The organism is Nocardia brevicatena NBRC 12119, assembly GCF_000308495.1.
In the GTDB taxonomy this organism is placed as follows: Bacteria; Actinomycetota; Actinomycetes; order Mycobacteriales; family Mycobacteriaceae; genus Nocardia; species Nocardia brevicatena.
Window position 1 is genome coordinate 110,761 of the sequence record NZ_BAFU01000052.1, and the last position, 22,353, is coordinate 133,113.

24 protein-coding genes and 2 pseudogenes are annotated in these 22,353 nt (G+C 66.7%); 8 read left to right on the forward strand and 18 right to left on the reverse strand.

Annotated elements, in window-relative coordinates; translation table 11 throughout:
• Positions 1-4 precede the first annotated feature (4 nt).
• Positions 5-676 (forward strand): EthD domain-containing protein, encoded by a 672-nt coding sequence (locus ON20_RS39865; protein ID WP_281032864.1) that lies wholly within the window; start codon positions 5-7, stop codon positions 674-676.
• Here ON20_RS39865 and ON20_RS39870 read toward each other — a convergent pair.
• The 3 genes and pseudogenes from ON20_RS39870 to ON20_RS12005 all read right to left on the reverse strand — a co-directional run.
• Positions 661-1,276, reverse strand: a pseudogene (locus ON20_RS39870) (CoA transferase); the annotation flags it as partial. The gene ON20_RS39865 and the pseudogene ON20_RS39870 overlap by 16 nt on opposite strands.
• Positions 1,277-1,514: 238 nt before the next feature.
• Positions 1,515-1,895, reverse strand: a complete 381-nt coding sequence (locus ON20_RS12000) for a DUF2784 domain-containing protein (protein WP_040835277.1) — start codon at positions 1,893-1,895, stop codon at positions 1,515-1,517.
• 54 nt (positions 1,896-1,949) lie between these two features.
• Positions 1,950-3,380 carry an SDR family NAD(P)-dependent oxidoreductase gene (locus ON20_RS12005; RefSeq protein ID WP_040835278.1) on the reverse strand — a complete coding sequence of 477 codons (1,431 nt, stop codon included), beginning with the start codon at positions 3,378-3,380 and terminating at the stop codon, positions 1,950-1,952.
• A gap of 218 nt (positions 3,381-3,598) precedes the next feature.
• Between ON20_RS12005 and ON20_RS12010 the strand changes: the two genes are divergently transcribed.
• The 3 genes from ON20_RS12010 (at position 3,599) to ON20_RS12020 (ending at position 6,416) form a co-directional block, all read left to right on the forward strand.
• Positions 3,599-4,744 carry an acyl-CoA dehydrogenase family protein gene (locus ON20_RS12010; RefSeq protein ID WP_040835280.1) on the forward strand — a complete coding sequence of 382 codons (1,146 nt, stop codon included), beginning with the start codon at positions 3,599-3,601 and terminating at the stop codon, positions 4,742-4,744.
• A 31-nt stretch (positions 4,745-4,775) separates the two neighbouring features.
• A complete protein-coding gene (locus ON20_RS12015) occupies positions 4,776-5,429 on the forward strand; it encodes a TetR/AcrR family transcriptional regulator (protein ID WP_040835282.1) in 654 nt (217 codons plus the stop codon).
• A 180-nt stretch (positions 5,430-5,609) separates the two neighbouring features.
• Positions 5,610-6,416 (forward strand): hypothetical protein, encoded by an 807-nt coding sequence (locus tag ON20_RS12020; RefSeq protein ID WP_040835284.1) that lies wholly within the window; start codon positions 5,610-5,612, stop codon positions 6,414-6,416.
• 15 nt (positions 6,417-6,431) lie between these two features.
• Here the strand turns inward: ON20_RS12020 and ligD are convergent, their stop codons facing one another.
• From ligD to ON20_RS38800, 5 genes are all read right to left on the reverse strand, one after another.
• On the reverse strand, positions 6,432-7,442 hold the full coding sequence (gene ligD / locus ON20_RS12025) for a non-homologous end-joining DNA ligase (protein WP_040835285.1): 1,011 nt from the start codon (positions 7,440-7,442) through the stop codon (positions 6,432-6,434).
• Positions 7,439-8,524, reverse strand: coding sequence for an ATP-dependent DNA ligase (locus ON20_RS12030; RefSeq protein ID WP_218002503.1), 1,086 nt, complete (start codon positions 8,522-8,524; stop codon positions 7,439-7,441). The genes ligD and ON20_RS12030 overlap by 4 nt, the downstream gene beginning before the upstream one ends.
• Before the next feature lie 128 nt (positions 8,525-8,652).
• Positions 8,653-9,051, reverse strand: coding sequence for a cold shock domain-containing protein (locus tag ON20_RS12035; protein WP_051162254.1), 399 nt, complete (start codon positions 9,049-9,051; stop codon positions 8,653-8,655).
• A gap of 168 nt (positions 9,052-9,219) precedes the next feature.
• Positions 9,220-9,846, reverse strand: a complete 627-nt coding sequence (locus ON20_RS12040) for a TetR/AcrR family transcriptional regulator (protein ID WP_051162256.1) — start codon at positions 9,844-9,846, stop codon at positions 9,220-9,222.
• A 232-nt stretch (positions 9,847-10,078) separates the two neighbouring features.
• The gene (locus ON20_RS38800; protein WP_245547186.1) at positions 10,079-10,666 is read right to left on the reverse strand and encodes a hypothetical protein; all 588 of its coding nucleotides are present in this window, start codon (positions 10,664-10,666) and stop codon (positions 10,079-10,081) included.
• A 7-nt stretch (positions 10,667-10,673) separates the two neighbouring features.
• Between ON20_RS38800 and ON20_RS38805 the strand changes: the two are divergent.
• Positions 10,674-10,772: pseudogene (locus ON20_RS38805) on the forward strand (hypothetical protein); the annotation flags it as partial.
• A 166-nt stretch (positions 10,773-10,938) separates the two neighbouring features.
• On the opposite strand, the gene ON20_RS12050 reads toward ON20_RS38805, so the two are convergent.
• From ON20_RS12050 to ON20_RS12065, 4 genes are read right to left on the reverse strand one after another with little or no spacing between them, the layout of a single operon-like run.
• Positions 10,939-12,267, reverse strand: a complete 1,329-nt coding sequence (locus ON20_RS12050) for a pyridoxal-phosphate dependent enzyme (protein ID WP_083864868.1) — start codon at positions 12,265-12,267, stop codon at positions 10,939-10,941.
• On the reverse strand, positions 12,264-13,805 hold the full coding sequence (locus ON20_RS12055; RefSeq protein WP_083864869.1) for a type III PLP-dependent enzyme domain-containing protein: 1,542 nt from the start codon (positions 13,803-13,805) through the stop codon (positions 12,264-12,266). Before ON20_RS12055 ends, ON20_RS12050 begins: the two co-directional genes overlap by 4 nt.
• Entirely contained in the window at positions 13,802-15,091 is a 1,290-nt protein-coding gene (locus ON20_RS12060) for a heavy-metal-associated domain-containing protein (protein WP_040835288.1), read from the reverse strand. The genes ON20_RS12055 and ON20_RS12060 overlap by 4 nt, the downstream gene beginning before the upstream one ends.
• On the reverse strand, positions 15,088-16,380 hold the full coding sequence (locus ON20_RS12065; protein ID WP_083864870.1) for an aminotransferase class V-fold PLP-dependent enzyme: 1,293 nt from the start codon (positions 16,378-16,380) through the stop codon (positions 15,088-15,090). The genes ON20_RS12060 and ON20_RS12065 overlap by 4 nt, the downstream gene beginning before the upstream one ends.
• A 180-nt stretch (positions 16,381-16,560) precedes the next feature.
• On the opposite strand from ON20_RS12065, the gene ON20_RS12070 reads away from it, so the two are divergent.
• A complete protein-coding gene (locus tag ON20_RS12070) occupies positions 16,561-16,992 on the forward strand; it encodes a pyridoxamine 5'-phosphate oxidase family protein (protein ID WP_040835290.1) in 432 nt (143 codons plus the stop codon).
• Positions 16,993-17,018: 26 nt separating this feature from the next.
• On the opposite strand, the gene ON20_RS12075 is transcribed toward ON20_RS12070, so the two are convergent.
• The 3 genes from ON20_RS12075 to ON20_RS12085 all read right to left on the reverse strand — a co-directional run bounded on the left by ON20_RS12075 (position 17,019) and on the right by ON20_RS12085 (position 18,859).
• A complete protein-coding gene (locus tag ON20_RS12075; protein ID WP_040835291.1) occupies positions 17,019-17,453 on the reverse strand; it encodes a CBS domain-containing protein in 435 nt (144 codons plus the stop codon).
• A 113-nt stretch (positions 17,454-17,566) separates the two neighbouring features.
• Complete coding sequence (locus ON20_RS12080) at positions 17,567-17,824, reverse strand: hypothetical protein (protein WP_040835293.1); 258 nt, start codon at positions 17,822-17,824, stop codon at positions 17,567-17,569.
• Between the two features lie 237 nt (positions 17,825-18,061).
• On the reverse strand, positions 18,062-18,859 hold the full coding sequence (locus ON20_RS12085) for an SAM-dependent methyltransferase (RefSeq protein ID WP_040835294.1): 798 nt from the start codon (positions 18,857-18,859) through the stop codon (positions 18,062-18,064).
• 344 nt (positions 18,860-19,203) lie between these two features.
• Here ON20_RS12085 and ON20_RS12090 point away from each other — a divergent pair, with 344 nt between their 5' ends.
• Together ON20_RS12090 and ON20_RS12095 are read left to right on the forward strand one after the other, a co-directional pair.
• Positions 19,204-19,425: a DUF397 domain-containing protein gene (locus ON20_RS12090; protein WP_040835369.1), complete on the forward strand. Its 222-nt coding sequence runs from the start codon at positions 19,204-19,206 to the stop codon at positions 19,423-19,425.
• An 84-nt stretch (positions 19,426-19,509) separates the two neighbouring features.
• Positions 19,510-20,397, forward strand: coding sequence for a Sco1979 family transcriptional regulator (locus ON20_RS12095; protein ID WP_051162258.1), 888 nt, complete (start codon positions 19,510-19,512; stop codon positions 20,395-20,397).
• Between the two features lie 198 nt (positions 20,398-20,595).
• On the opposite strand, the gene ON20_RS12100 is transcribed toward ON20_RS12095, so the two are convergent.
• The 3 genes from ON20_RS12100 to ON20_RS12110 all read right to left on the reverse strand — a co-directional run bounded on the left by ON20_RS12100 (position 20,596) and on the right by ON20_RS12110 (position 22,274).
• Positions 20,596-20,823 (reverse strand): hypothetical protein, encoded by a 228-nt coding sequence (locus tag ON20_RS12100; RefSeq protein WP_040835296.1) that lies wholly within the window; start codon positions 20,821-20,823, stop codon positions 20,596-20,598.
• Positions 20,824-21,078: 255 nt separating this feature from the next.
• Positions 21,079-21,738, reverse strand: coding sequence for an SDR family oxidoreductase (locus ON20_RS12105; protein ID WP_040835373.1), 660 nt, complete (start codon positions 21,736-21,738; stop codon positions 21,079-21,081).
• A 20-nt stretch (positions 21,739-21,758) separates the two neighbouring features.
• Positions 21,759-22,274 (reverse strand): DUF2599 domain-containing protein, encoded by a 516-nt coding sequence (locus tag ON20_RS12110; RefSeq protein WP_040835297.1) that lies wholly within the window; start codon positions 22,272-22,274, stop codon positions 21,759-21,761.
• Positions 22,275-22,353: the final 79 nt, after the last annotated feature.

A 22,353-nucleotide genomic window follows, 5' to 3' on the forward strand; every position in this document is an offset into this window, starting at 1 on the left:
TGCGGTGGAATCGGAGACATTGATCTTCGCGCTCTGGGGGATCGGGGACCTGTTCGCCCCCGGTCCGACCGAGCATCTGATCGCGGCCGGAGCCGCCTCCATCCAGCTCAATATCGCCGATGCCGATGTGGCCGACGCCATGCTGCGTCTCACCACCCTCGACACCCCGATCCAGGCTGTCCTGGTGCTCACCGCGCCGACCGGAGTGGATATACCGGCGGTGACATCGGCCCTGGAGCCGGTCACGGAACGGGTCGAGGGCTGGCGTGTGGAGACGTTCGCACCGCTGCCGCCGCCGACCATGGGCGTACGCGAGCGGACACCGGGTCTGGCCAATATCGCGTTCCTGCGCCGCCCCGCCGGCCAGCCGTACGAGGAGTGGTTGGATTACTGGCGGAACCGGCACACCGAGATCGCGATCGCCACTCAGGCCACGTTCGGCTATGTACAGAACCGGGTCATCGGCCCGGTAACCGCCACCGCGCCGGAAGTGGCCGCCGTGGTCGAGGAGCTGTTCCCGATCGAAGCGCTCACCGACCCGCACGCCTTCTACGGCAGCGGCGGGGACGAAGCGGAACTCGGTCGCCGGATCGGGAAAATGATGCGGAGCGTGGCGGCGTTCGGCGCGGACCGCGATATCGATGTCGTCCCGACCAGCCGCTATCGGCTGCTGTGAACCCAGGCGGGCTCGTCGCGGCCGTAGTCGGGAGCGGGAAAAGGTAGTCGGGATATTCGGCCAGTGCGGGCGCGGCGGTGCGGATCCGACCGTGGGCGACCGTGACATCCGAATCCGGCGGCGCCGGCAGGGGGTGCGCCGGGGTGCGCTCGGGCGCGGCCGGCAACCAGGATGCCGTGCGGGCCAGTGATACGCGCACATCCCGGCCGATCCCGTCGACCATACGGGCGGCGAGCGCATCGATGACACCGGCGGCCAATAGATACCCCCGAGGCGTGGTCGAGTGCCTGCGCGGGAGGGGTGACCCTCCACCACGGAGATCCCGGACGCCGCCGGGACGATACTGTCGAAACCGCGACGCCCGCCCCACGGTCCGGTATCGCCCCATGCGCTCACCCGCCCGTGCACCAGGCCGGGACGGTCGACGAGGCCGAGATGTTCGAGTGCGCCCGGCCGGTATCCGGTGACCAGCACGTCCGCGGTATCCCACAGGGTGTCGAAGCGGGCTCGGTCGGTGCGCAGGTCCAGCAGTGCCGATCGCTTGCCCTGTCCGGTATCGGCGAATTGCCAGGTGATCTCCGGTAGTCCCGGCGGATCGATAGACCGGCAGTGTGGCCGCGAGATGTGAACCCGGATCGGGCCAGTACACCGCAGGCGATTCGTCGACGCCGATCCCGTTCTCGTACTCACGTACCAGTCGTGCGCCCGCGTCCACGGTATCGAGGCTACTGTCCGCAGCGCACACATCGCGACGTGACGGGCCCATACGGGGTAGGTGTCCGTCACGCCAATGCCGAGGGAGTGAACGGGTTACAGCTTGCCGGCCGGTCGACGCCGGTCAGCCGGTCGCGTGCGCGGCGCCGGTTCCGCGCCGTGTCCGCCACACATACCCCGCCCACGACACCACGACACAGGCGGCGACCAGGAACCGGACGAGACCGAGTGCGCTCTCCGGATAGATGACGCCGGTCAGATAGTGGTCGATGAAGCCCTCGGGCGGCAGGCCCTTCTCTCCGGCCCGCTCCCGCGCCCAGTTCTCGGCATGGGTGAGCGGGCAGTCGTAGCCGATCACGATCGTCCCGAAACCCCACGCGGCCGCCGCGATATGCAGCCAGAGGGTGCGCGGCAGACGCCACGCGAGGAAACCGCCGACCACCACATACCCGATGAACATCAGGTGGACGACGGCGATGAGATCGGCCAGGAACCGGTACAACACATGTTCAGGGTAAGCCGCCCGGGTTCCGGCGGAACAGCGTTTTCCGCCGCCCTGTCACCAGGGGGAGGGGCGGTAATCCTTCAGGAAACATCCGAACAGGTCCACCCCCTGTTCGCCGCGGACGATCGGATCGTAGACCCGCGCCGCCCCGTCGACCAGGTCCAGCGGGGCGTGGAAACCTTCCTCGGCCAGCCGCATCTTCGTGTAATGCGGTCGTTCATCGGTGATCCAGCCGGTGTCCACGGCGGTCATGAGGATGCCGTCGGTTTCGAACATTTCCCGGGCGCTGGTGCGAGTGAGCATGTTCAGCGCCGCCTTGGCCATATTGGTGTGCGGATGGCCGGGTCCCTTGTATCCGCGGCCGAACTGGCCTTCCATCGCGGATACGTTCACCACGTACTTGCGTCGCGCCGAGGACGCCGCCAGCGCCGGACGCAGCCGCGACACCAGGATGAACGGCGCGACCGAATTGCACAGTTGCACTTCCAGCAACTCGGTGGGGTCGACCTCGCCGACCGTCTGTACCCAGCTGTTGGTGTGCGCCAGGTCCGGGACCAGACCACCCGCGTCGATGGCCACACCGCGGGTGATCCGCTCCGGGGTCGCCGAGCCCGCGATCAGCGCCAATTCGGCCACCTCGGCCCCGGTCGGGACAGGTTCCAGCGAGGCGGCGAGCGCGCTGGGGTGCGCCTGCGTGGTCTGGCCGAAGGCGACCGTCTCCGGCAGCGTTCCCGCGGGTAGCGGCGCCGATTCGGCCTCCACCAGCGCGTGGTAGGCGCCGGGGGAGCGGCGCACCGTCTGCGCGGCATTGTTGATCAGGATGTCGAGCGGTCCCTGGGCGGCGGTGTCATCGGCGAGGGCCACGACCTGCGACGGATCCCGCAGGTCGATACCGACGATCCGCAGGCGGTGCAGCCAGTCGGCGCTGTCGGACCGGGCGGTGAAACGGCGGATGGCGTCGTTGGGGAAGCGGGTGGTGATGGTGGTGTGTGCGCCGTCGCGCAACAGGCGCAGCGCTATGTACATGCCGATTTTCGCGCGCCCGCCGGTGAGCAGGGCACGGCGTCCGGTGAGATCGGTGCGCGCGTCCCGGCGGGCGTGACTCATGGTGGCGCAGTCCGGGCACAGCTGGTGGTAGAAGGCGTCGACCCGGGTGTACTTCTCCTTGCAGATGTAGCAGGGGCGTGCCCGCAGCAGTGTGCCCGCGCCGGCGCCGGTCGCGGTCGACCTGAGGAGGATACCCGCGGTCTCGTCGTCGATCCGGTTGGGAGATCCGGTGGCGGTGGCGGCGACCACGGCACGATCGGCGGCGGCCACGGCTTGCCGGGCAGCCGTGCGGCGGGCGTTTTTCAGGTGTTTGAACATCCGGCCGACCGCGCGCTGCACCGCCACCGAGTCAGGATGGTCTTTGTCCAGCCGGCCGGCCTGTTCGAGTACCCGGAGACAGGCGGCGAGGGCATCCGGATCGATCCTGCTATCGGTCATCGGGGGTGTAAAGGTCCTTCTCGGGCTGGGCGGGCGAAGAGCCCATTCTGTCAAACCGGATCTCGCGGGCGTCCGGTCGGTCCGGCGGCCGGGCGGTCCTGCCGGTGCCGCGTTGCCGCAGTGGTCCATCCGGCTTGTTGACTTCACGCCAATAGTGGGGGAAAGTCGAAGCCGAACGACCCGGCGAGAGGTATGCCGGGCAGAGCAAGAGGACGGATATGGCACGCCCCGCATGGAGTGACGACGAGGTCGAAGCGGTACGAGCAATGGCCCGCGGATTCTTCGACAAGGAAGTCGTCCCGCACGAGGAGAAGTTCGTCGAGCAGGGCCATCCCGACCGTGACCTGTACCGACGGGCCGGCGAGCTCGGCCTGCTGTGCCCTGCGGTCCCGGAACAGTTCGGCGGAGGAGGCGGCACCTTCGCCCATGAGGCCGCGATCATCGAGGAACAGGTTCGCGCGGGCGACGGCGCCCTGGGCATCCCGGTACACAATTCGATCATCGCCCCCTACCTCGCCGAATTCGGCTCCGAAAACCTCAAACAGCGAGTTCTGCCCAAGGCCGCGAGCGGTGAGATGGTGCTGTCCATCGGTATGACCGAACCCGGCACCGGCTCGGATCTACAGAACATCACGACCCGCGCCGTCCGCGAGGGCGACGAGTACGTGATCACCGGTTCGAAGATCTTCATCTCCAACGGCCGGCTCTGCGACGGTATCGTCATCGCCGCCAAAACCGACCCGGAGAAGGGTGCGGCCGGTGTCTCGCTGCTGTTCGCCGAGGTGAGCGACGACACGCCGGGTTTCACCCGCGGCCGAATCCTGTCCAAGATCGGGGGTAAGGGGCAGGACACAGCGGAGTTGTTCTTCGACGGTCTGCGGGTTCCCGCGGCGAACCTGCTCGGGGGCGTCGAAGGGCAGGGCTTCTACCAGATGATGCAGATGCTGGCCCAAGAACGCCTGGTCACCGCGATCATGGCGGTGGCGATGGCCGAACGCGCGGTGGACCTGACCGTCGAATACACCAAGGGGCGCGAAGCTTTCGGTAAACCGCTGTTCGCCATGCAGAACACCAAGTTCGAGCTCGCCGAATGTGCCACCATCGCCAAGGTGAGCCGCACCTTCCTGGACGATTGCATCACCGGACATCTACGCGGAGAACTGGATATTCCCACTGCTGCAATGGCGAAATACTGGCTGACCGATCAACTGGGTATTGTTGTCGACCGCTGTTTGCAACTGTTCGGCGGATACGGCTATATGACGGAGTACCCGATTTCCCAGCTCTACACCGGCGCCCGCGTGCTGCGCATCCTCGCGGGCAGCAACGAGGTGATGAAGGATCTCATTGCCCGCTCGCTTTGACACCGACTCCGGGCCCACGCCCACCGGTACTGTGCCCGGTGGGCGTTCGGGTGCTGCGGCGCGCCGGCGTCGGCTCGAGCCCGACGAACGCCGCGCCGAAATTCTCGCCCAGGCGATCGAGATGTTCGGGGAACGGCCGTACGCGGCCGTGTCCACGGCCGAACTGGGCCGGCGGGCCGGAGTGGCCCGCGGGTTGATCAACCACTACTTCGGCAATAAACGCGACCTGTACCTCGCGGTAGTACGCCGGATGGTGACCCTGCCCCGCCCCGAGGAGGTGCCGATTCCCACCGGTTCCCCCCGGGAACGGGTGGAAGCCGGCGTGCGGTGGCTGCTGGACACCATCTCCCAACACGGCAGCACCTGGGTGAAGGTGACCAGCCACGAAGGCGTCGGTAACGACCCGGAGGTACAGCAGATCCTCGACCAGGCCGACGATGCCGCCGCCGATCGGTTGCTGCTGATGATCGGCCTGTCCGCCGATACGGTGGACCCGCAGCAGTGGGCATCGATGCGGGCCCTGGCCCGCGCCTACGGCGGACTGGTGAAAGCCGCTGGACGTGAATGGATCACCCGGGGCACGCTGACCCGGGAGCAGGTGCACGTCCTACTGGTGGACATGCTGATGACCCTCGTCGCCGAATCGCTGCCGAAGACCGGCACACACCGAACCGGAACCGGGTGACCCGCCGCCGGTTTCCGATACCCCACTACGGACTACCAGGACGTGTCGTGTTACGTACGTCTCAGCAACAGCGACAGCGTTCGCCGGCACCGCCGGATCGATCGGATCTATCCTTCTCGATGTCGGGCGGGTCCCCCGGCGCCATCGAGGCCCCGCGACGGATGGTTGAAGGGACCTCGAATGGCAGCAAGACAGCGCTGGGCACGCGAGCGCTGGCCGGAACTCGAACCGGGCGAACGGCCGCACCGGCCCGGAGCCGCCCGACGGGTCGCCGGAGAACCGGTAACCGATGAGGTGACCTACTACGAGGATTCCGCCGAGTGGTTCGACGACACGGACGACGGCGGAAATCGTGATCGGCATCCTGTGGTCAATCCCTACGCGATCGTCGCCCTGGCCGCGGCCCTGCTGCTGATGTTCCCGGTGGCCGTCGTCTTCGGCCTGCTCGCCTTCGGTCATCCTCGCGGAAAACTCATGGCCACCACCGCTGTGCTGCTCGGCGCGGCCGAGGTCGCGGCGGTGGTCGCGCTGATAGTGCTGCCCGGCGCCCCGATCTCGGAGTTGATGTCACGGGTCGAGAACCACCTCGCGCAGGGAACCGGCACCGCCGTGTACGAACCGCCGGCGACGTCGACACCGGAGCAGAACGCCGAAGTGCCGATACCCACCGGTACCGCTACCTCCGAACCACCCGCCGATAGCACGACCGCGACGGAGCAGGCCACCGTCGCGGAATCCGGGGTCTCGTGTCCGCGGGCGGGCCTCATCGGCACCACCGCGGCCGGGACCACCCTGCTCTGCCTGAGTGACTCGTCGTCGCGCACCGGTTATCGGTGGACCGGCCCCTATCGGGTCGCCGATGATATCGAGGAGACCGGCAGCCCCTGTCGTGGTGACGCGACTACCGCACGCACCGTCGACGGCCGCGCCCTGGTTTGTGAGAAAACGAACAGCGGCGGTATCTGGGCCCTCTGGACCAGCAGATAATCCGACACTGCCCGGCTACCCCATCTCCTCGCCGCCGCGGGCGCGGCTGGGCTGGACTCGTGGCGGCTCGTTCGGCATCTTCGGATACTGCGGCGGCCACGGAGCGTCCATCAGCCCGGACGCCATATCGCGCTCGGACATCTCCAGCAACGGTTCGATGGACTGCGGTGGCCGATCCGCCCACGGATCACCGTGTACGGCCAGCCATGCGGGCACGGTGGCGATGGTGAGTTCATCGGGCACCACGGTGTCCAGATCCGACCAGGCCATCGGCGTCGACACCTGCGCGCCCACCTTGGGGCGTACGCACCACGCCCCGAACACGGTCTTGTGTGGGGCGTTCTGGTTGTAGTCGACGAAAACCCGTCGCCCCCGCTCCTCTTTCCACCAGTGGGCGGTGATCTCGTCCGGATATCGACGCTCCAGCTCGCGGGCCAGCGCCACCGCCGCGGCGCGGACCTGATAGCCGTCCCAGCGCGGTTCCAGCGCGGCGAAGATGTGCAGACCGCGCGAGCCGGAGGTTTTCACCCAGGTGGCGATCCCGAGTTCGGCACACAGCTGTCGGGTACGCACCGCGGCCGTGCGCAGTTCGTCGAAGCCGATTCCCGGTGAGGGGTCCAGATCGATGCGCAATTCGTCGGCGATACGCATATCCGAGACCCGGTTGGGCCAGACGTGGAAACCGAGACAGCCCTGGCTTACCGCCCACAGGATATGGGCGAGGTCGTGGGCCACCAACGCGTCGCCCGTGGTGCCGTTGGGGGTGGAGACCTGGACGGTGTGCAGCCAGTCCGGCGCCGATTTCGGCACCCGTTTCTGGAACCACGACTTCCCCGACGCGCCGTCGGGGTAGCGCTCCAACATCAGCGGACGGTCGCGGATGGCGCGCAGCAGCGGTTCCGCCACGGCCTGGTAGTAGCGCACCAGGTCCAATTTAGTTTCGCCGCGGCGGGAGAAATACACCTTCGACGGATTGCCGATGGTCAGCGAACGCCCGGACACCTCGATCTCGATCGATTCACTCACCGTGCCACCTCGACGCCGAAGATCTCGGCCAGTTCGGCCGGCGCGGCCTCCTCGAGCTGGGCGTAGGTGCAGGAGGCGGGGGTGCGGTCGGTCCGGAACCGGACCAGGCGGCCGCCGTGGCGCAACCGCCCCGACTGCAGATGCTCGTAGCGCACCTCGGCCACCAGCTCCGGTCGCAGTGCCTCCCAGGACAGATCCTTGCCCCCGGTCCAGCGGCTGATCCCGCCCGGCATCTTCCCCTCGGCCCGCACCTGCGCGGCCGCATCCGCCCAGTCTCGCCAGGGGTGGCCGTCCAGGGCGTTCTCCCGATACGGCGCCAGCTCACCGATCAGCTCCACGCGCCGGGCGGCGGTGAAACTGCTGGCCACCCCCACGTGATGCAGATTGCCCGTGTCATCGTAAAGGCCCAGCAGCAGCGACCCCACCCCTTTGCCGTCCTTGTGCCAACGGAAACCGGCGACCACACAGTCGGCGGTGCGCTCGTGTTTCACCTTGAGCATCACCCGCCGGTCCTGTTCGTACGGCAAATCGTTGGCCTTCACCATCACCCCGTCGAATCCGGCGCCCTCGAACCGGGTGAACCAGTCCTGGGCGATATCGGGATCTTGGGTGAGCGGGGTGAGATGCAACCGGGCGAACGCGGTGTCCAGGATGGGTTCCAACAGCCGGCGGCGTTCGAGGAACGGCGTCTCGGTGAGGTCCCGATCACCCAAGGCGAGCAGATCGAACGCTACGAAACTCGCCGGTGTCTCGGCGGCCAGTTTCGTCACCCGCGAGGCCGCCGGATGCAAGCGCAGTTGGAGGGTGTCGAAATCCAGTCCGGTCTCGGTGACGACGACGATCTCGCCATCGACCACACACCGTTGCGGCAACGCTTGCCGCAATAGGTCGGCGACCTCGGGGAAATACCTGGTCAGCGGACGGTCGTTGCGGGAACCGAGTTCGACCTCGTCACCGTCGCGGAACACCACGCAGCGGAACCCGTCCCATTTGGGTTCATAGCTCAGGCCGGCGCCCCGCGGAATCGACGACACGGATTTCGCCAGCATCGGGCGCACGGGCGGCATCACCGGTAGGTCCACACGATCCTCCTCGGTCGGGTCCTCACCGATATCGACGCCGTTGTCGCCGCCGATTCATCGGTGCCAGGATCGTATGCGGGACCGCCGACACCCCGGCGTGTCCGCCCCGAACAACCGGAGGCACCGGCTCAGCGGTCGAGCCAGCCCTGCTCGTCGGCGAATTCGGTGAGACGCTCTCGGATGGTGACGATCTCCCCCGCTGTGAGCGCGGGCGAGGCGTCCAACAACAGTTCGGTGATCAGCCGAGTGTGTTCGGCCGCGGTGAGCCGTCCGTCACCGCGGTCTCGATTCCGCGACCGCCCACCGGTTCCGGTATGCGAACCGCCCACTGCGCTGAGATTGACCGCCTTCGGCCCGCGATCGCCTTCGGTGACCTCGAATTCGAACATCCGGCCCTGTCGCAGTTCGTCTTCGTCGAGGCCTATATCGTTGACATGAACGAAGACGTCGGGGCCGCCGTCCTCGGGGCGGATGAATCCGAACCCCCGCGATCCGTCGAACGACACCAATTTCCCGATGGACACCACACCCGCTCCTCGCGCCGACGCTATGGCCACTCTAGCTCCGACCGCGCCCATCATCGAGGGAAGCGACTTGTATCGGGTGGGAAACCGCCGGCCGTGATTCCGGTCACCGCGGCAGCCGTATCGGCCGATGACCGGATCACGCTGTGCCGCATGGTTTTTCGGTCCGGATCAGTTCCGATACAGGCTCCGGTAGGCGGTGAGCATGGCGACCAGATGGTCAACGATCTGTTCACGGGTGGCGCGCAGCGAACCGTTGAGCCAGGCCGAGAACATGCCCGCGTTCCCACTGGCCATGGTGACCGCGGCGAGCCGGCGTCGTACCGGATCGTCGATTTCGGTGAACAGGTGGTCCTGGATCAGCCGGGTGAACGCCGGCATCACGGCGATCGTGGTCTGCCCGAGGCCGGTACTCGAATACGGTTCCACCAGAAAAAGTCGCGACTTACGGGGATCTTCGAGCACCCTGTCCACCAGGATCTCCGACAGCGCCCGGTCCCGTGAGGGATCGTCGGCCACCGCGAAGGCCGTCATCGGTTCCAGGAATTCTTCGGCCACCTGCCGGTACAGCACGTCCAGCAGTTCGTCGCGGCTGCCGAAGCTCTCGTAGAAATAACGGTCGGTGAGATTGGCCCGCCGGCACACCGCACGCATGGTCACCCCGCTCGCCCCGGCATCGCCGATCAGGTCCAGCGCGGCCTCCAGCAGCGCTGCCCGACGCGCCTGTTTGCGCTCCGAGAGCGTAGTTCCACCCCAGATCCGGGGCCCGGCTTCGTCCGATCGCTGATCTGAATGCACCCGTTCACATTAGTGCCGCCGTGCCCGACCGCGTTCGGCCATCGCGAGGATCCACCGCGACCGGCCTCTGCGGTAGCCGTGACTCGCTGGTATCCGGCAGTGTCACACCGATTCGGCCGGCCCGCGGGCTCGGAACGGAGAGCCCGCATGAGAACCCTGGACCGTCTACTGGTGGACCGCAGTGCCCGGGTACGGCCGACCCGCGCCGATCGGATACTGCGGCGGCTGAGTATCAGCGCGAATCACGATCAACCGGGTTGGTCGTGGCGGCGCTGCTGTCGCCACCAATGGGGAAGTCGTGCACCGAATCGAGGAACTCACTGTCACCGGCATTCCGGAGGCGCTGTCCGTCTTCCGCGCACCGGACCGTGGGCCGGTGGTGTCCGGACCGGCCCCGGAGAGTGGCCAATCCGGCGGAACGCTCACTTTCACGTTCGTCCTGACCGCGGCGGTGGTGCTGTCGACCGGCTACGCCGTCGTCGGTGGTGCGCACAACGACATGGATGCGCCGCTGCTGGTGATGCCCTGGCGTGGTGACGGTCTCACCGAGTGCGCCACGGTCGTCACCCACCTCGGCGGTGTGGTCGCCATGTGGACGCTCACGCTGCTTGCCTGTGTACGGTTCGCCCGGCGTGGGCAGGGGGCAGGATTCGGCCTGGTCGCAGGCGTCGGGCTGGGAGCGGCGATGTCGGTGCGCGTGCTCGAGCGTCTCATCGGACGCGAGCGCCCGCCCGTCGAGGGCCGACCGGTCGCCGTCGCGGACCCGGCGCATCCGTCCTCGCCGCCTCGGCTCCACGGCGGTGGTGGGTGTCCTCGCCACTCTTGCGGTGTGGCGGGCGAGACGATATCCGATCGCCGTGACGGTGGTGGCGGGCGCGCTCGTCTTCGTTGGGTTGGTGGGTCTGTCGCGGACCTATCCGGGTGTGCACTGGCCGACCGATGTGCCGGCCGGATGGGTGGTCGGTGCCCTGTGGGTACTGCTCGGCGCGGCCGCGTACCTGCGCCCTGCCATGGCTCCCGAGGCGGCGATGAAACGGCAGGCGGCATTCGGACGGCACGTACGGCGGGGCACAGTACTTCGCCGGGTGTATTTCAGCGCCCGCGTTCCATGGCCAGTCCCGCTGCCCGCCACGCCGCGATCCCGCCATCGAGGCTGTAGGCGGTATGCCCGGTATGCCGGGCCGCCGCGGCGAACTGCCGGGACAATTCGCCGGTGGGGCAGACGAACACCACCGGATACGCCCGAGAGAAGGGGGTGCCGTGGACGAGCAGTTCGTCGAGCCGGTCGTCGGGGATGTTCAGCGCGCCGGGGATATGCGCGATTCGGTAGGCCATGGCGCCGCGGGTGTCCACGATCACCATCCGCTCGGTGCGGTCGAGTTCGGCCAATTCGGCGGGGGACAGGGACGGGGCGGCGGCCACCTCCTGCGGAGACGGCGTATAACGGCGGGTGCTCCGGCCGAACAGTCCCGGCCGGCGCTGCTTGATATAGGACAGATAGGGCTCGAGCCGGTCGCAGACGATAACGATCCCCACGATCGGCTCCTCGATGCCGGTGGTGTCGCGGGCGGCCGCGAGGGTGTCCACAGCCGCGGCATAGGCGGCGCCGCTGGTGGGGCCGGCGAGTACGCCGTACCCGGTGACGAGTTCCAGGGTCGCGTCGACCGCGCGACCCGACTCCACGGTGACGATCTCGTCGTAGAACTCCGGCTGGAACAGGCCCACATCCCACATCTCTCGTTCCGAGCGGATTCCCGGGATGAAATCGGTGCGTTCGGACACCACCGCGACCGTCCGCAGTTCGGGATGGTGTTTACGCAGATAGGTGCCCGCGCCGCGGCTCGAACCGGTGGTGCCGAGACCGGCGAACAGATAATCCACCCGAGCGACACCTACGGCGGTGAGATCCTCGTGGATTTCCCGGCCGGTTCCGTCGTAGTGGGTCTGCACGTTCTTCTCATTGGTGTACTGCGACAGATGACGGAACCGCCCCGGCTCGGCGGCCATGGTCGCATCGATCGCCGAATAGACGTCGTTGGGTGTGGTGGGATCGGGGCATTCGGACAACCCCGGCAGCTCTACGATGTCAGTGCCGAGCAACCGCAACAGATCCCGCACCTCGGCGACCCTGATCCGATTGGTCACCGCCCGCAGCTCGATGCCGTGCACGGCACCGAGAATTCGCAGTGCCTTCGCAGTATTGCCACTGGAGGCTTCGATCAGCGTCTGGTCCTGTTCGAGTACGGAGTCCAGCTCGTCCCGGAGCATGCCCCAGGCAATACGGTCCTTGACCGACCCGAACGGGTTCTGCGATTCGAGCTTGGCGTACAGCTCTACGCCGGTGAGCCCGTGGACGCCGGGGTCCAAGCGTAGGAGGGGAGTATTGCCTATCAGCTCGGTGATGTGGTGATAGATCGTCACGGGACCTCGGCAGTGGTGTGTCGTTGGGGCGGAAGCGGGGCACCCTCCGAACGCACACCGCTGTGGGAGGGGACAGTTTCGACCGGTATGTAGTCGGCGTCCGGGCAGGTGGTGAAGGTCCGGCCCCGACGGACCACCGCCACCTTCTCCGGCGACGGATGCATCGCCGCCGCGGCGGCCGACAGGTCCATGTGATACGCGGCGGTATTCGGGAACACCACCAGATCCCCCGTTCGGGGCAGCCACGGCAGCCACACCTTGCGAGCGGTGATCAGATCCCGTTCCAGACACAACCGTCCGGCGAAATACACCCCGACCGCCCGTCCACCGGGTTCCGGCGCCTGCCCGGTACCCGGCAACACCAGCGGGTCCACCATCACCTCCTGGTCGGCCGGTGTCACCTGGTCCCGGCTGAGGTCCACGTGGACGAGCACGCTGTCGTCGGCGGCCTCCTTGACGAACTCGACCCGCGCCACCGTCACCCCGGCGTGATCGACCAGGGCTTTACCCGGCTCCAACCACAGGTCGAGCAGATTGTCGCCCGCCACCCGTGCCACGCTGCGTCCGCCCTGTCGCTCCAGCGGCGCGGCCAGTAGGTCCGCCAGCATGCGGTCCGCCGCCACGGTGTTCGCGTACTTGTGGAAGACCGGTGTCCCGCGCACCACGCCGCCTTCCATGTGGTAGCCGAAGGTGTTGTGCCCCCAGCTCATCGCTTCCCCACGTCCGGCGAGCGCGTCTCGCAGGGCCCGCGCATAGTGGTCGAAGCGTTCGGCATCGGCGGTGAACACCTGCCGCAGACCGCCTCCGATATTCAACGCCGACGGGAGGAGATCGTATTCGTAGGCGCGTTCGACCAGGGAGAAACAGGTATCGGCGGCGCGCACCCGTTCCGTGGTCTCTCCGGTATCAAGGTGGAAGGCGTAACCCAGGAAATCGAGCCGGTCCCGATACCGGATCAGCGTTGTCAGCGCCGTATCGGCCCGGTGTACCGGAACCCCGAACCGGCTCGGCTGCGATCCCTCGAATCCGGAGACCCGCACCAGCGTCGGTACCGGGGCGGCCGGATCGGTCAGCTGCGCGAGCGTATCCAGTTCCCAGAGGTTGTCAACGTTCACCGTCACTCCGGTCCCGACCAACGCGCGCAGGAACCCGGCACCCTTCGGGCCGGTGGCCTCGATCCGGTCCGCCGAGAATCCGGCCGCCCGCGCCGACGCCAGTTCTCCCGCCGAGGAGACATCGATGCCGATCCCGGCCTCCGCCGCTGTCCGCGCGAAGGTCCGCGACCGGTTCACCTTGTGCGCGTAGTACATCCGCCAACCGGCCGTCGCCGAGTCGAGCACACCGCGCAGTTGCTCGATGTTCTCCGCCATTACCTGGGGAAACAGCAGATGTACCGGCGATCCGTAACGCGCCGCCACCTCCGCGAGGGCCCCGTGGTCGTCCAGGAATCCGCGAACCAGCGGATGCCACAGCGCGGGTAGCCCGGGCGGCGATTCCGCGGACGCGAGTGCCGCCGGTTCCGGACCTGGACCGCTCACCGCGGTGTACCCGGCACGTCGCGGTCGGCGTCCGGACGATCACCGACCGGGTTGTAACCGCCGTCGCGGAGGGCCTCGAAGGCACGTGCCCGGTTGCGCGGACTGCGGAACTCCGCCACCACGCGTTTGCTGTCGAGATCGATATCGACCACGGCGATGTCCATCGACTCCAACACCCCGCCGATTGTGCGCACGCAGTGCTTGCACGTCATATCCGGAACGTAGAAGATCCGGTCCTCCACGGCCGCGGGCCCGTCGTCGAACGTATCCGCCGCCGGAGGCACCTCCATCACCTCGCACCGTTCGGTCAGTTCGGTGAACACCTCGACGAACCGCCGCGCCACCACCGGCAGGATGCTGTAGTGCTCGTCGTCGAGTCGATGCGGCACCGCCGCCAGACAGGACGGCCGGGTGCCGGGCGGCAGCAAGGCGTACTGGCGGGAGATCAAGTCCAGGTCGTCGTGGTATTTCGCGATTGCTGCGTCCACACTCAACCCTTCCTCGGTGGTGGCGCGCCGCATCACCGCGTGCGCGTCGGCGATGGTGGCGTCCTTCATCGCCCGCAGGGTCGCCACGGTCTGCGCCGAATACCGTACCGTCCCGTCGGGCTGGGATAGCAGTGTCACCGGGATCATCCCGCGACGGTAGGTCGAGGCCTGCAACTCCCAATACCAGCGGGTGGCGACCGCGGAGAATATCCCGGAGTCGTGGATTCCCCAGGCGAATTCGGTGGGGGTGCGATAGGGCGTCTGCCGGGCGACCAGCGCGTGCTGGGCCAGCGCCCGTCCCGTCGCCTCCACACCCACCCGGAAGATGTCCATCGGCTCGTGGTCGGTGGTAGTGGCCGCCAGCACCGCGTGGGCGTCCGGGCCGAGGCCGGTGATCCGCTCCGCCAGGCCCGTGTCGGCGGCCAGGGCGTGCCAGAGCGCGAGCACCGTCTCGCGCATCACGATCGGCACGAGGGGCCCGAGTCCGTCGGAGCGGTAATATCCGGTATTCGGTACTCCGTCGCTATCGGTCCAGGTCAGCCGGTGGGTGGCGCTGGTGATCTCATCGGCCCGGCACGGCCGCATGAACCGCTGTAGATACAGCCGCTGGGAGACGGTCAGATGGCTGCCTGCTTCGGGCCGGACCGGGGTACTCGTGTACTCGATCCGACGTGCCGGTCCGGGCTCGTGCACCGTGAACAGCCCGGGGCGGGCGAGTTCGGCCAGGATTCGGGAAGCGGCGCGGCGGTCGTACCGGGCGGCCGTTTCGGCGGTGGGGGCGGCGGTCTCGGTGTTCACATGACCTCCTCGGCGATGGTCCGTACGCACTCGGTGAAACGATCGATCTCGTCGCGGGTGTTGTAGACCTGGGTGCTCACCCGAACCGACTCCGGATCCGGGCCGCCGCCCGGGATACAGTGCGCGCCGGAGCGGACCAGGAAACCGTGCTCGCCGAGTACGAACCCGAGATCGGCTGCCGATATCCCCTCAAGGGTGAAGGAGACAATGCCATAACCGGTGGCGCAGGGCGTGTGTCCGGGCCCGGGCAGCAGTTCGACACCCGGTATCTCCCGCAGGCCGGCGACCGAGCGCAGGGTCAGCTCACGATTGTGCGCCTCGACGGCCCGCATATCGAACGATTCCAGGACCTCCAGGGCACTACCGAGGGCGAGGATCCCCGGAATATTGGGAGTACCGCCCTCCATCAGCCCGGGCATCGCCCCGGCCTCGAGCCCGGTTCCGGTCGGACGCACGGCGGAATTGCCGCCCGGGAGGAACGGGCGCAGCCGTCCGTGCACCCGGCGGTGGCAGTACAGGATCCCGGTGCCCGGCGCACCGAACATCTTATGCGCGGCGAACACCGCGAAATCCGCGCCCAGGGCGGTGACGTTCACCGGTAGATGACCGCCACTCTGACTGCAGTCGAAGCAGACCAGCACGTCCGGCGGCAGGCTGTCCCGGAGCTCCTCGAGCGTGGTCAGCCCGCCGAAGACATGATGAAGGTGGCTCACGGTCACCAACCTGGTGCGTGGGCCGAGTTTGTCCGCGATATCGGCGATATCGGCCTCACCCAGATCGGTGACCCGGTAGGGCACCAGCCCGATTCGGCAGCCGAACCGGGCGAGGATATCGCGCAGTTGATACCACGGGTAGATATTGGCGGCGTGGTCGCGTGGACTGTAGAGGATCTGGTCACCGTCGCGGAGTTCGGCGAGCCCCCAGGAGAGCGCGACGGCATTGAGCGCGGCGGTGGCACCGCCGGTGAAGACCACCTCGTCGGGGTGCTCGGCGCCGATGAACCCGGCGGCGCGGGTGCGGATCGCGGCGATCCGCTCGGTGAGGACGGTCGCCCACGGGTAGGTCCCTCGGGCGGTATTCGCCGTCCGCGAGGCGTGATAGTCGCGAATCGTATCGATGACCAGGAGTGGCTTCTGAGTCGTGGCGGCACTGTCCAGATACACCTTGTCGGACTCGGCCAGCGCGGGGAACAAAGCCCGCACACCCGCGGATATGGGCCGGCCCGGCGTATCCGCTTCGACGTCGACGGACGGGGTCGGGTTCGGGGCTCGCGTCGGTGACCCCGCCATGACGCTCCCTTCGCCGGACCTGTTCGACACCCATAACGATACGCATGTCGCTCCTCGAAGCGGCAGCCTCACAAGGTCTTTGGGATACGGTGCCGCTTCGGCCCGAGCCGAACCGACCGCTTTCGGTGCATTTGCGCCGGAGCGTCTCATATGTCGGTGGGTTGCGCTACGGTGCGGCCCATGCCGCTCACCGTCGAAGAACGCGAACAGTTTCTCGCCGAACCGCATATCGCCGCGCTGTCCGTGAGCGCGGGATCGGATCGGGGTCCACTGACCCTACCCATCTGGTATCAGTACGCCCCGGGTGGCCAGGTCTGGTTTCTCACCGGAACCGAATCGGAGAAGATGCGTCGTATCCGCGCGGCGGGCAGGGTGAGCCTCATGGTCGAACGGCTCGAGCCCACCGTCCGCTATGTGAGCGTGGAAGGCCCGGTGATCTCGGTCGAGCCGATGACCGAGGCGCGGCATCGGGAGATGACAGCCCGATACCTGCCCCCGGAGAAGGTCGAGCCGTATCTGGCCTACGCGGCATCGTTCGGCGACCAGGTGGTGGTGTCCGTGCGGCCGGAACGTTGGCTGTCCGCTGACCTCGGCGCTTCCAGCGACTGGTAGCGCATGCCGTTCGGCCGCCGGATTCGTCAGTAGCTACCCTGCAGATAGTCGACGAGGTGCTCACGTTCGGTGGCCAGTTCGGAGAGGGCGCTCTTGACCACGTCGCCGATGCTGACGATCCCGACCAGGCGGCCGTCCGCGACCACCGGAAGATGTCGAACGCGGTGCTCGGTCATGGTGCGTCGCAGTCCGTCGACGTGATCATCGGGTGCGCAGGTGCGTACTTGCGCGGTCATGATCCGGGATATGGGAGAGTCCAAGAGTTCGGCGCCGTATAGATGTAGCGCGCGGACGATATCGCGTTCGGACACTATTCCCGCGATATGGTTACCGTCCGGGGAGACCACAACGGCACCGATATTGTGCTCGGTCAATACCGCCAGGAGCGAGCGGATACTGGTTTCGGGCGGGACCGTCGTGACATCGCTACCTTTGGTACGCAGGATCTCGGCGATTCGCATTGTGCACCATCCAAAAGATGACGGGATTCTAGAATCTCTCGATATTCGACCGTTGACCAGCACGAATCGGCATCGGGTTCTCGGATGGAGCGATGCGGCCCGCGTGGCGGCGATTATTCGTCGTCCAGCCCGGCCGATAGATAGGCTGCGGCGGCGAGCCACTGGCGGCACTGGGGACCGTGCACATCGTGCACGTGCAGTATCTCGCGAGCCTGCCGGTAGGTGAGCACGGGCGGTTCACTGTTGCAATCGGCCGTGGGAAATTCGGGTGCCGGATAGTGGCGCAGCGGCTCACGATGGTGGCCCAGATTCTCGACACCGGAAGCGCCTCCGAAGGCGGTCCGGTGGGGACTTCGGAATGGCTGGATCATTCGACTGCCCCTCGCGTCCGACGTGTAGGAGAGGTGTGGTGCCGCGCCGGGACAACTCCCCGGCTACCTCCCCGGGTTATTTCGTCGAGTCTTGCAGACGTTCCTTACAGATGCAAGAACATCTGCAAGGAACATCCGAAAAAACATCGCCGAAAACGACAGCGGCGGACGCGGGTCTCGAGCCCGCGACCGCCGCTGTACGCGTGGGAGGTTCTGCTACCGGAATGCGGCCTCCGATTACGGCTTGCGCGCCACCCCGCCGTAGGCCGAGATGGGCCGGACCTCGCCGAGGTCACTGTTGTCCGGACGCCATTGAGTGATGGACACGAACCCGGGCTCCACCGGCTCCAGGCCGTCGAAAACAGCGCGGATCTCGGCCTGCGGCCGCGGGCTGTAGGGGACGCCCCCGGTATCGGTGTAGTTATGGCACAGCGTCACATACGCCTCGCTGTCGTCGGTGCCGTCCCAGAGCACCAGGTAGCTGCCCGACGGCGTCGCGTCCAACACGGTGTGCACGATGCGACGCATATCCTCGTAGGACTTGGCATGACCCAGGACTCCCATGAACATCACCGCGACGGGCTTGTTGAAATTGAGCACGTTGCGCGCGTCGGAGACGATGACCTCGGGATAATGGTAATCGGAGTCCAGATAGGTGGTGACCCCCTCGTCGGAGGTGCTGGTCAGCAGTGCCCGGGCATGAGCGAGCACCAGTGGATCGTTGTCGACGTAGACGATCTTGGATTCGGGCGCCACGTCCTGGGCCACCTCGTGAGTGTTCTTCATGGTCGGCAAGCCGGTACCGATATCGAGGAACTGGCGGATTCCACATTCCGCGGCCAGGAACCGCACGGCGCGGATCAGGAACTGCCGTGACTGTATGGCCATCGTGGTGATGTCGGGGTCCACGGCGATGCCCGCGTCGCCCGCGACGCGATCGACTTCGTAGTAGTCCTTGCCGCCCATCCAATAGTTCCAGATTCGGGCCGAATGGGGGATATCGGTACGTATCGCGGGGTGATGCTCATCGGACATGGTGTGACTCCTAGGCAAGCATGGTCTGGGGCGGGTTCCGACGTGGGTCGGCGGGCGCCGCAAAGGTGATGGAACCGTCCTTGCCCTGGGACAGTACAAGATTCGCACTCCCTCCATAGGTGGATGCGGGAGGCGATCGGTGCCCGGGCGAACCGCCGTCGCTCTCACGACGGTGTGGGTACACGCTTGTGGAGGGTAGGCGGAATCCGTTGACACGTTGCGGCGAACTTCGTGCTATCGTCCAGATGTCGATGCAGATGCAAGAACGTTTGAGCGTGCATCTGTAAGAACTGACTATCCATCGGAAGTGACGTAGCATGCTGTGCAAGCAAGGAGTGGGTCCTATGTCGGAAGTAACCGCGAACCGGATCGTCGGCGCCTGGCGTAAGAGCACGTTCAGCAACCCGAGCGGCAACTGCGTCGAGTTCGCCGAGGCCAGCAACAATTTGGTGGCCGTGCGCAATTCGCGCGACCCGGAAGGCGGGGTGCTCTTCTACACGCGCCCCGAGATCGATGCGTTCCTGCGTGGAGCGAAGGCCGGAGAGTTCGACGATCTGGCCGGTTGAGATGTAACATGGGCCGTCGGTGCGGTGCGGCCGTGGGCGTGTGGGCGGCGCACTGTGGGTTAACCAAGTATCGGAGACGACTCCATGATCGCAGAGCCCGATGATAGTGGTCGCATAAAACCGGTCGATGCGGATCGCGGGCCTACCGTATTGCGCATCGCCCTGGGCGGCCAATTACGCAGACTGCGTGAGAGCAAGAACATCACTCGGGACGCCGCAGGGGAAGCGATTCGTGGGTCGCATGCGAAGATCAGCCGGCTCGAACTCGGCCGCACCGGCTTCAAAGAGCGGGATATCCGCGATCTGCTGACCTTGTACGGTGTTACGGACCCGGAAGAACGCGAGGCATTTCTCGACCTGGCCCGCCGGGCGAATGAACCGGGTTGGTGGCATCGGTACAGCGATCTGCTGCCATCCTGGTTCGGTACCTATCTCGGTTTGGAACAGGCCGCCACCAAAATCCGTACGTACGAGGCCCATCTGGTGCCGGGACTGCTGCAGACCCCGGATTACGCCAGGGCGGTGGTCACTCTCGGGTACGAGGACGGCGATACCGATCGCCGGGTCGCTTTTCGCCAGCGGAGGCAGGAAATCCTGCACCGCGCCGACCCTCCCGTCATCTGGGCGGTTATCGACGAAGCCGCCCTGCAGCGCCCGGTCGGCGGTTCGCGGGTGCATCGTGAGCAGATGGAGCATCTCCTCGATCTCACCCGCCTGCCGAATGTAACCATCCAGGTGGTGCCATTCTCCGCGGGAGCGCATGCGGCCGCGGGAAGTTCGTTCACCATTCTTCGATTCGCCGAGGCCGAGCTCCCCGATATCGTCTACCTGGAACAGTTGACCAGTGCGCTCTATCTGGATCGCCGTGAGGATCTGGCGCTGTATCTGTCGGTGATGGACCGCCTCAGCGTGCAGGCGGCGCCGCCGGATCGGTCCCGCGAAATCATCGCCGACTACACAAAAGGCCTCTGATTCGAAAGCCCGGGCAGCGCTTCCGATCACGGATAGCGCACACAACGGAACGGCCACGATCGCTCCTCGATCATGGCCGTTCCGTTGTGTGCCGAATCGTTCGATTGCGGTCGGCAACCGCCGCCAATGGCTTTATCGGAGATAAAGCTTCCGGCTCGGCGGTTCCGTCACCGAGTCGGAATGAGTGCCGGCGTCGGGTCAGGCCTTGATACAGCTCGAGGCGACGCGCCAGAACGTAGCCGGCTGCAGGGCGTTGAAGTCCCAATCGTCGGCAAGGGCGTGGACGGTCGATACGATCCGATCGATATCGAAATCGTCACGCGTGGCCGCGCCGGTGGATTCGATCGCGTCGATGACGAATTCGACGGCGGTCTCCCGGGATGACGGAGTGACGGAGTGGCCGTTGCAGCCTGAGAGTGTGTTCATATCAGTACCGTTCGCCGAGTGGCTGATCGGGAAGGGGTCGACTCCTGTCGAACGGCCACCGAACCGGGCCTGGTCACCACGACTTCCGTGCTGATATGGCAGTAGATTACTGGTGGACTCGACCATCGGCTCACTCACGCGGCCTCCCCATGTTATCCCCTGTATAGCGGTGTGCGAATGAGTGTAGGGCGATGGTGCTTTCAAATGCAAGTACATCTGCACGATCGATTGTTCTGCCCAGGGGTTTCTGGGAGCTCAGCGGGCAAGTGCGGCAATCGCATCGGCGATCGGCGTGGGACCCGTGACGAGCTCCACCGTGCTGCCGGCGGTATGTTCGGCGTCGAGGAGTCCCATCAGTACCGCGGCAACATCGGCGCGGGGAATATCGCCCCGGGGCAGGCGCGGTGGGGCCAGCGTGACCCGCCCGGTACCGGGCGTGTCGACGAGCCGTCCCGGACGCAGGATGGTCCAGTCCAGATCGCGGCCACGCAGGTCCTCCTCGGCCTGGGCTTTCGCATCGATATAGGCCGCCCACACCTCATCTCGGCCGGGAGCCGGCGGCAGGCCGGTACCCATGGCAGAGATCTGCAGAAAACGGCGCGTCCCGGTTCGTTCCGCGGCCTCGGCCAGTAGGACCGATCCGTCACGATCGACGGTGTACTTGCGTGCCGCACCACTACCTACTCCCGCGCCCGCGGCGAATACCACCGCGTCCGAACCGCGCACGGTCGCCGCGAGATCCGCCACCTCGGCGCGTTCGAGGTCCAACACCACCGGTTCCGCGCCGGTGGCATAGATCTCGGGGGCATGTTCGGGATTGCGGGTCAGGGCGGCGACGCTGTGCCCGCGGCCGGTGAGCATCTCGGCGAGCAGCAGGCCGATCCTGCCGTGCCCACCCGCGATGACGATGCGCATTCGGGCCTCCTCGGTTCGCATCAACGTTCGGGTCCGCCGGGATTGCACGCCGCTTCGACGGTGGCGTCATATCCGACGTTCGGACGCCATGGTTCCAGATTCCAGGTGGGTTTGTCCGGAGTGACGAGCCGAGCCCATACCCAGTGGCAGATGAACTGGTCCCGCATTCCCGCTGTGTTGGCGTTCGGGGCGGCGGTCAAGACCTCGCGCCAGGCGCGCTCGTCCGATCCGGGGAACGTTGTTCGGCGGCCGGCGGGCGACGGATGGACGAGCAACCGAGGGCCGTCCACGGCCTGTACCCACTCCACGTGGTCGATCAGGGGAACATCCGCGAATGGGTCCACGGTCGGGGTCGTGGCGATCGGTCCGGGAGCCGTGGGGGTCACCGTGGGCGTCGACATTGTCGTGGTCGGCGGCGGCGTGGTGGGTGCGGTGTTCGTCTCCTCCGCGCCGCAGCCCGCCGTTACCACTGTGAACAGCAGCGAGAGTGCGGCGATCGACGCCGGCCGTGTGCCGAGGACGGCGATACGTCGCATAGGGGTCCTCTCGAGAGCGCGGACGGCCTGTGTCGCCGAAATCAGAGCTTAGGGCGTCGGTGTACGCATACGGCACCGA

Excerpts from the sequence above, each read along its gene's own strand:
- ON20_RS12100 (WP_040835296.1), bottom strand. The coding sequence starts at position 20,823 with ATGAACACACTCTCAGGCTGCAACGGCCACTCCGTCACTCCGTCATCC.
- ON20_RS12020 (WP_040835284.1), top strand. The coding sequence starts at position 5,610 with ATGGCAGCAAGACAGCGCTGGGCACGCGAGCGCTGGCCGGAACTCGAA.
- ON20_RS12070 (WP_040835290.1), top strand. The coding sequence starts at position 16,561 with ATGCCGCTCACCGTCGAAGAACGCGAACAGTTTCTCGCCGAACCGCAT.
- ON20_RS12095 (WP_051162258.1), top strand. The coding sequence starts at position 19,510 with ATGATCGCAGAGCCCGATGATAGTGGTCGCATAAAACCGGTCGATGCG.
- ON20_RS12075 (WP_040835291.1), bottom strand. The coding sequence starts at position 17,453 with ATGCGAATCGCCGAGATCCTGCGTACCAAAGGTAGCGATGTCACGACG.
- ON20_RS12085 (WP_040835294.1), bottom strand. The coding sequence starts at position 18,859 with ATGTCCGATGAGCATCACCCCGCGATACGTACCGATATCCCCCATTCG.
- ON20_RS12110 (WP_040835297.1), bottom strand. The coding sequence starts at position 22,274 with ATGCGACGTATCGCCGTCCTCGGCACACGGCCGGCGTCGATCGCCGCA.
- ON20_RS12005 (WP_040835278.1), bottom strand. The coding sequence starts at position 3,380 with ATGACCGATAGCAGGATCGATCCGGATGCCCTCGCCGCCTGTCTCCGG.
- ON20_RS12080 (WP_040835293.1), bottom strand. The coding sequence starts at position 17,824 with ATGATCCAGCCATTCCGAAGTCCCCACCGGACCGCCTTCGGAGGCGCT.
- ON20_RS12105 (WP_040835373.1), bottom strand. The coding sequence starts at position 21,738 with ATGCGCATCGTCATCGCGGGTGGGCACGGCAGGATCGGCCTGCTGCTC.
- ON20_RS12090 (WP_040835369.1), top strand. The coding sequence starts at position 19,204 with ATGTCGGAAGTAACCGCGAACCGGATCGTCGGCGCCTGGCGTAAGAGC.
- ON20_RS12010 (WP_040835280.1), top strand. The coding sequence starts at position 3,599 with ATGGCACGCCCCGCATGGAGTGACGACGAGGTCGAAGCGGTACGAGCA.
- ON20_RS12065 (WP_083864870.1), bottom strand. The coding sequence starts at position 16,380 with ATGGCGGGGTCACCGACGCGAGCCCCGAACCCGACCCCGTCCGTCGAC.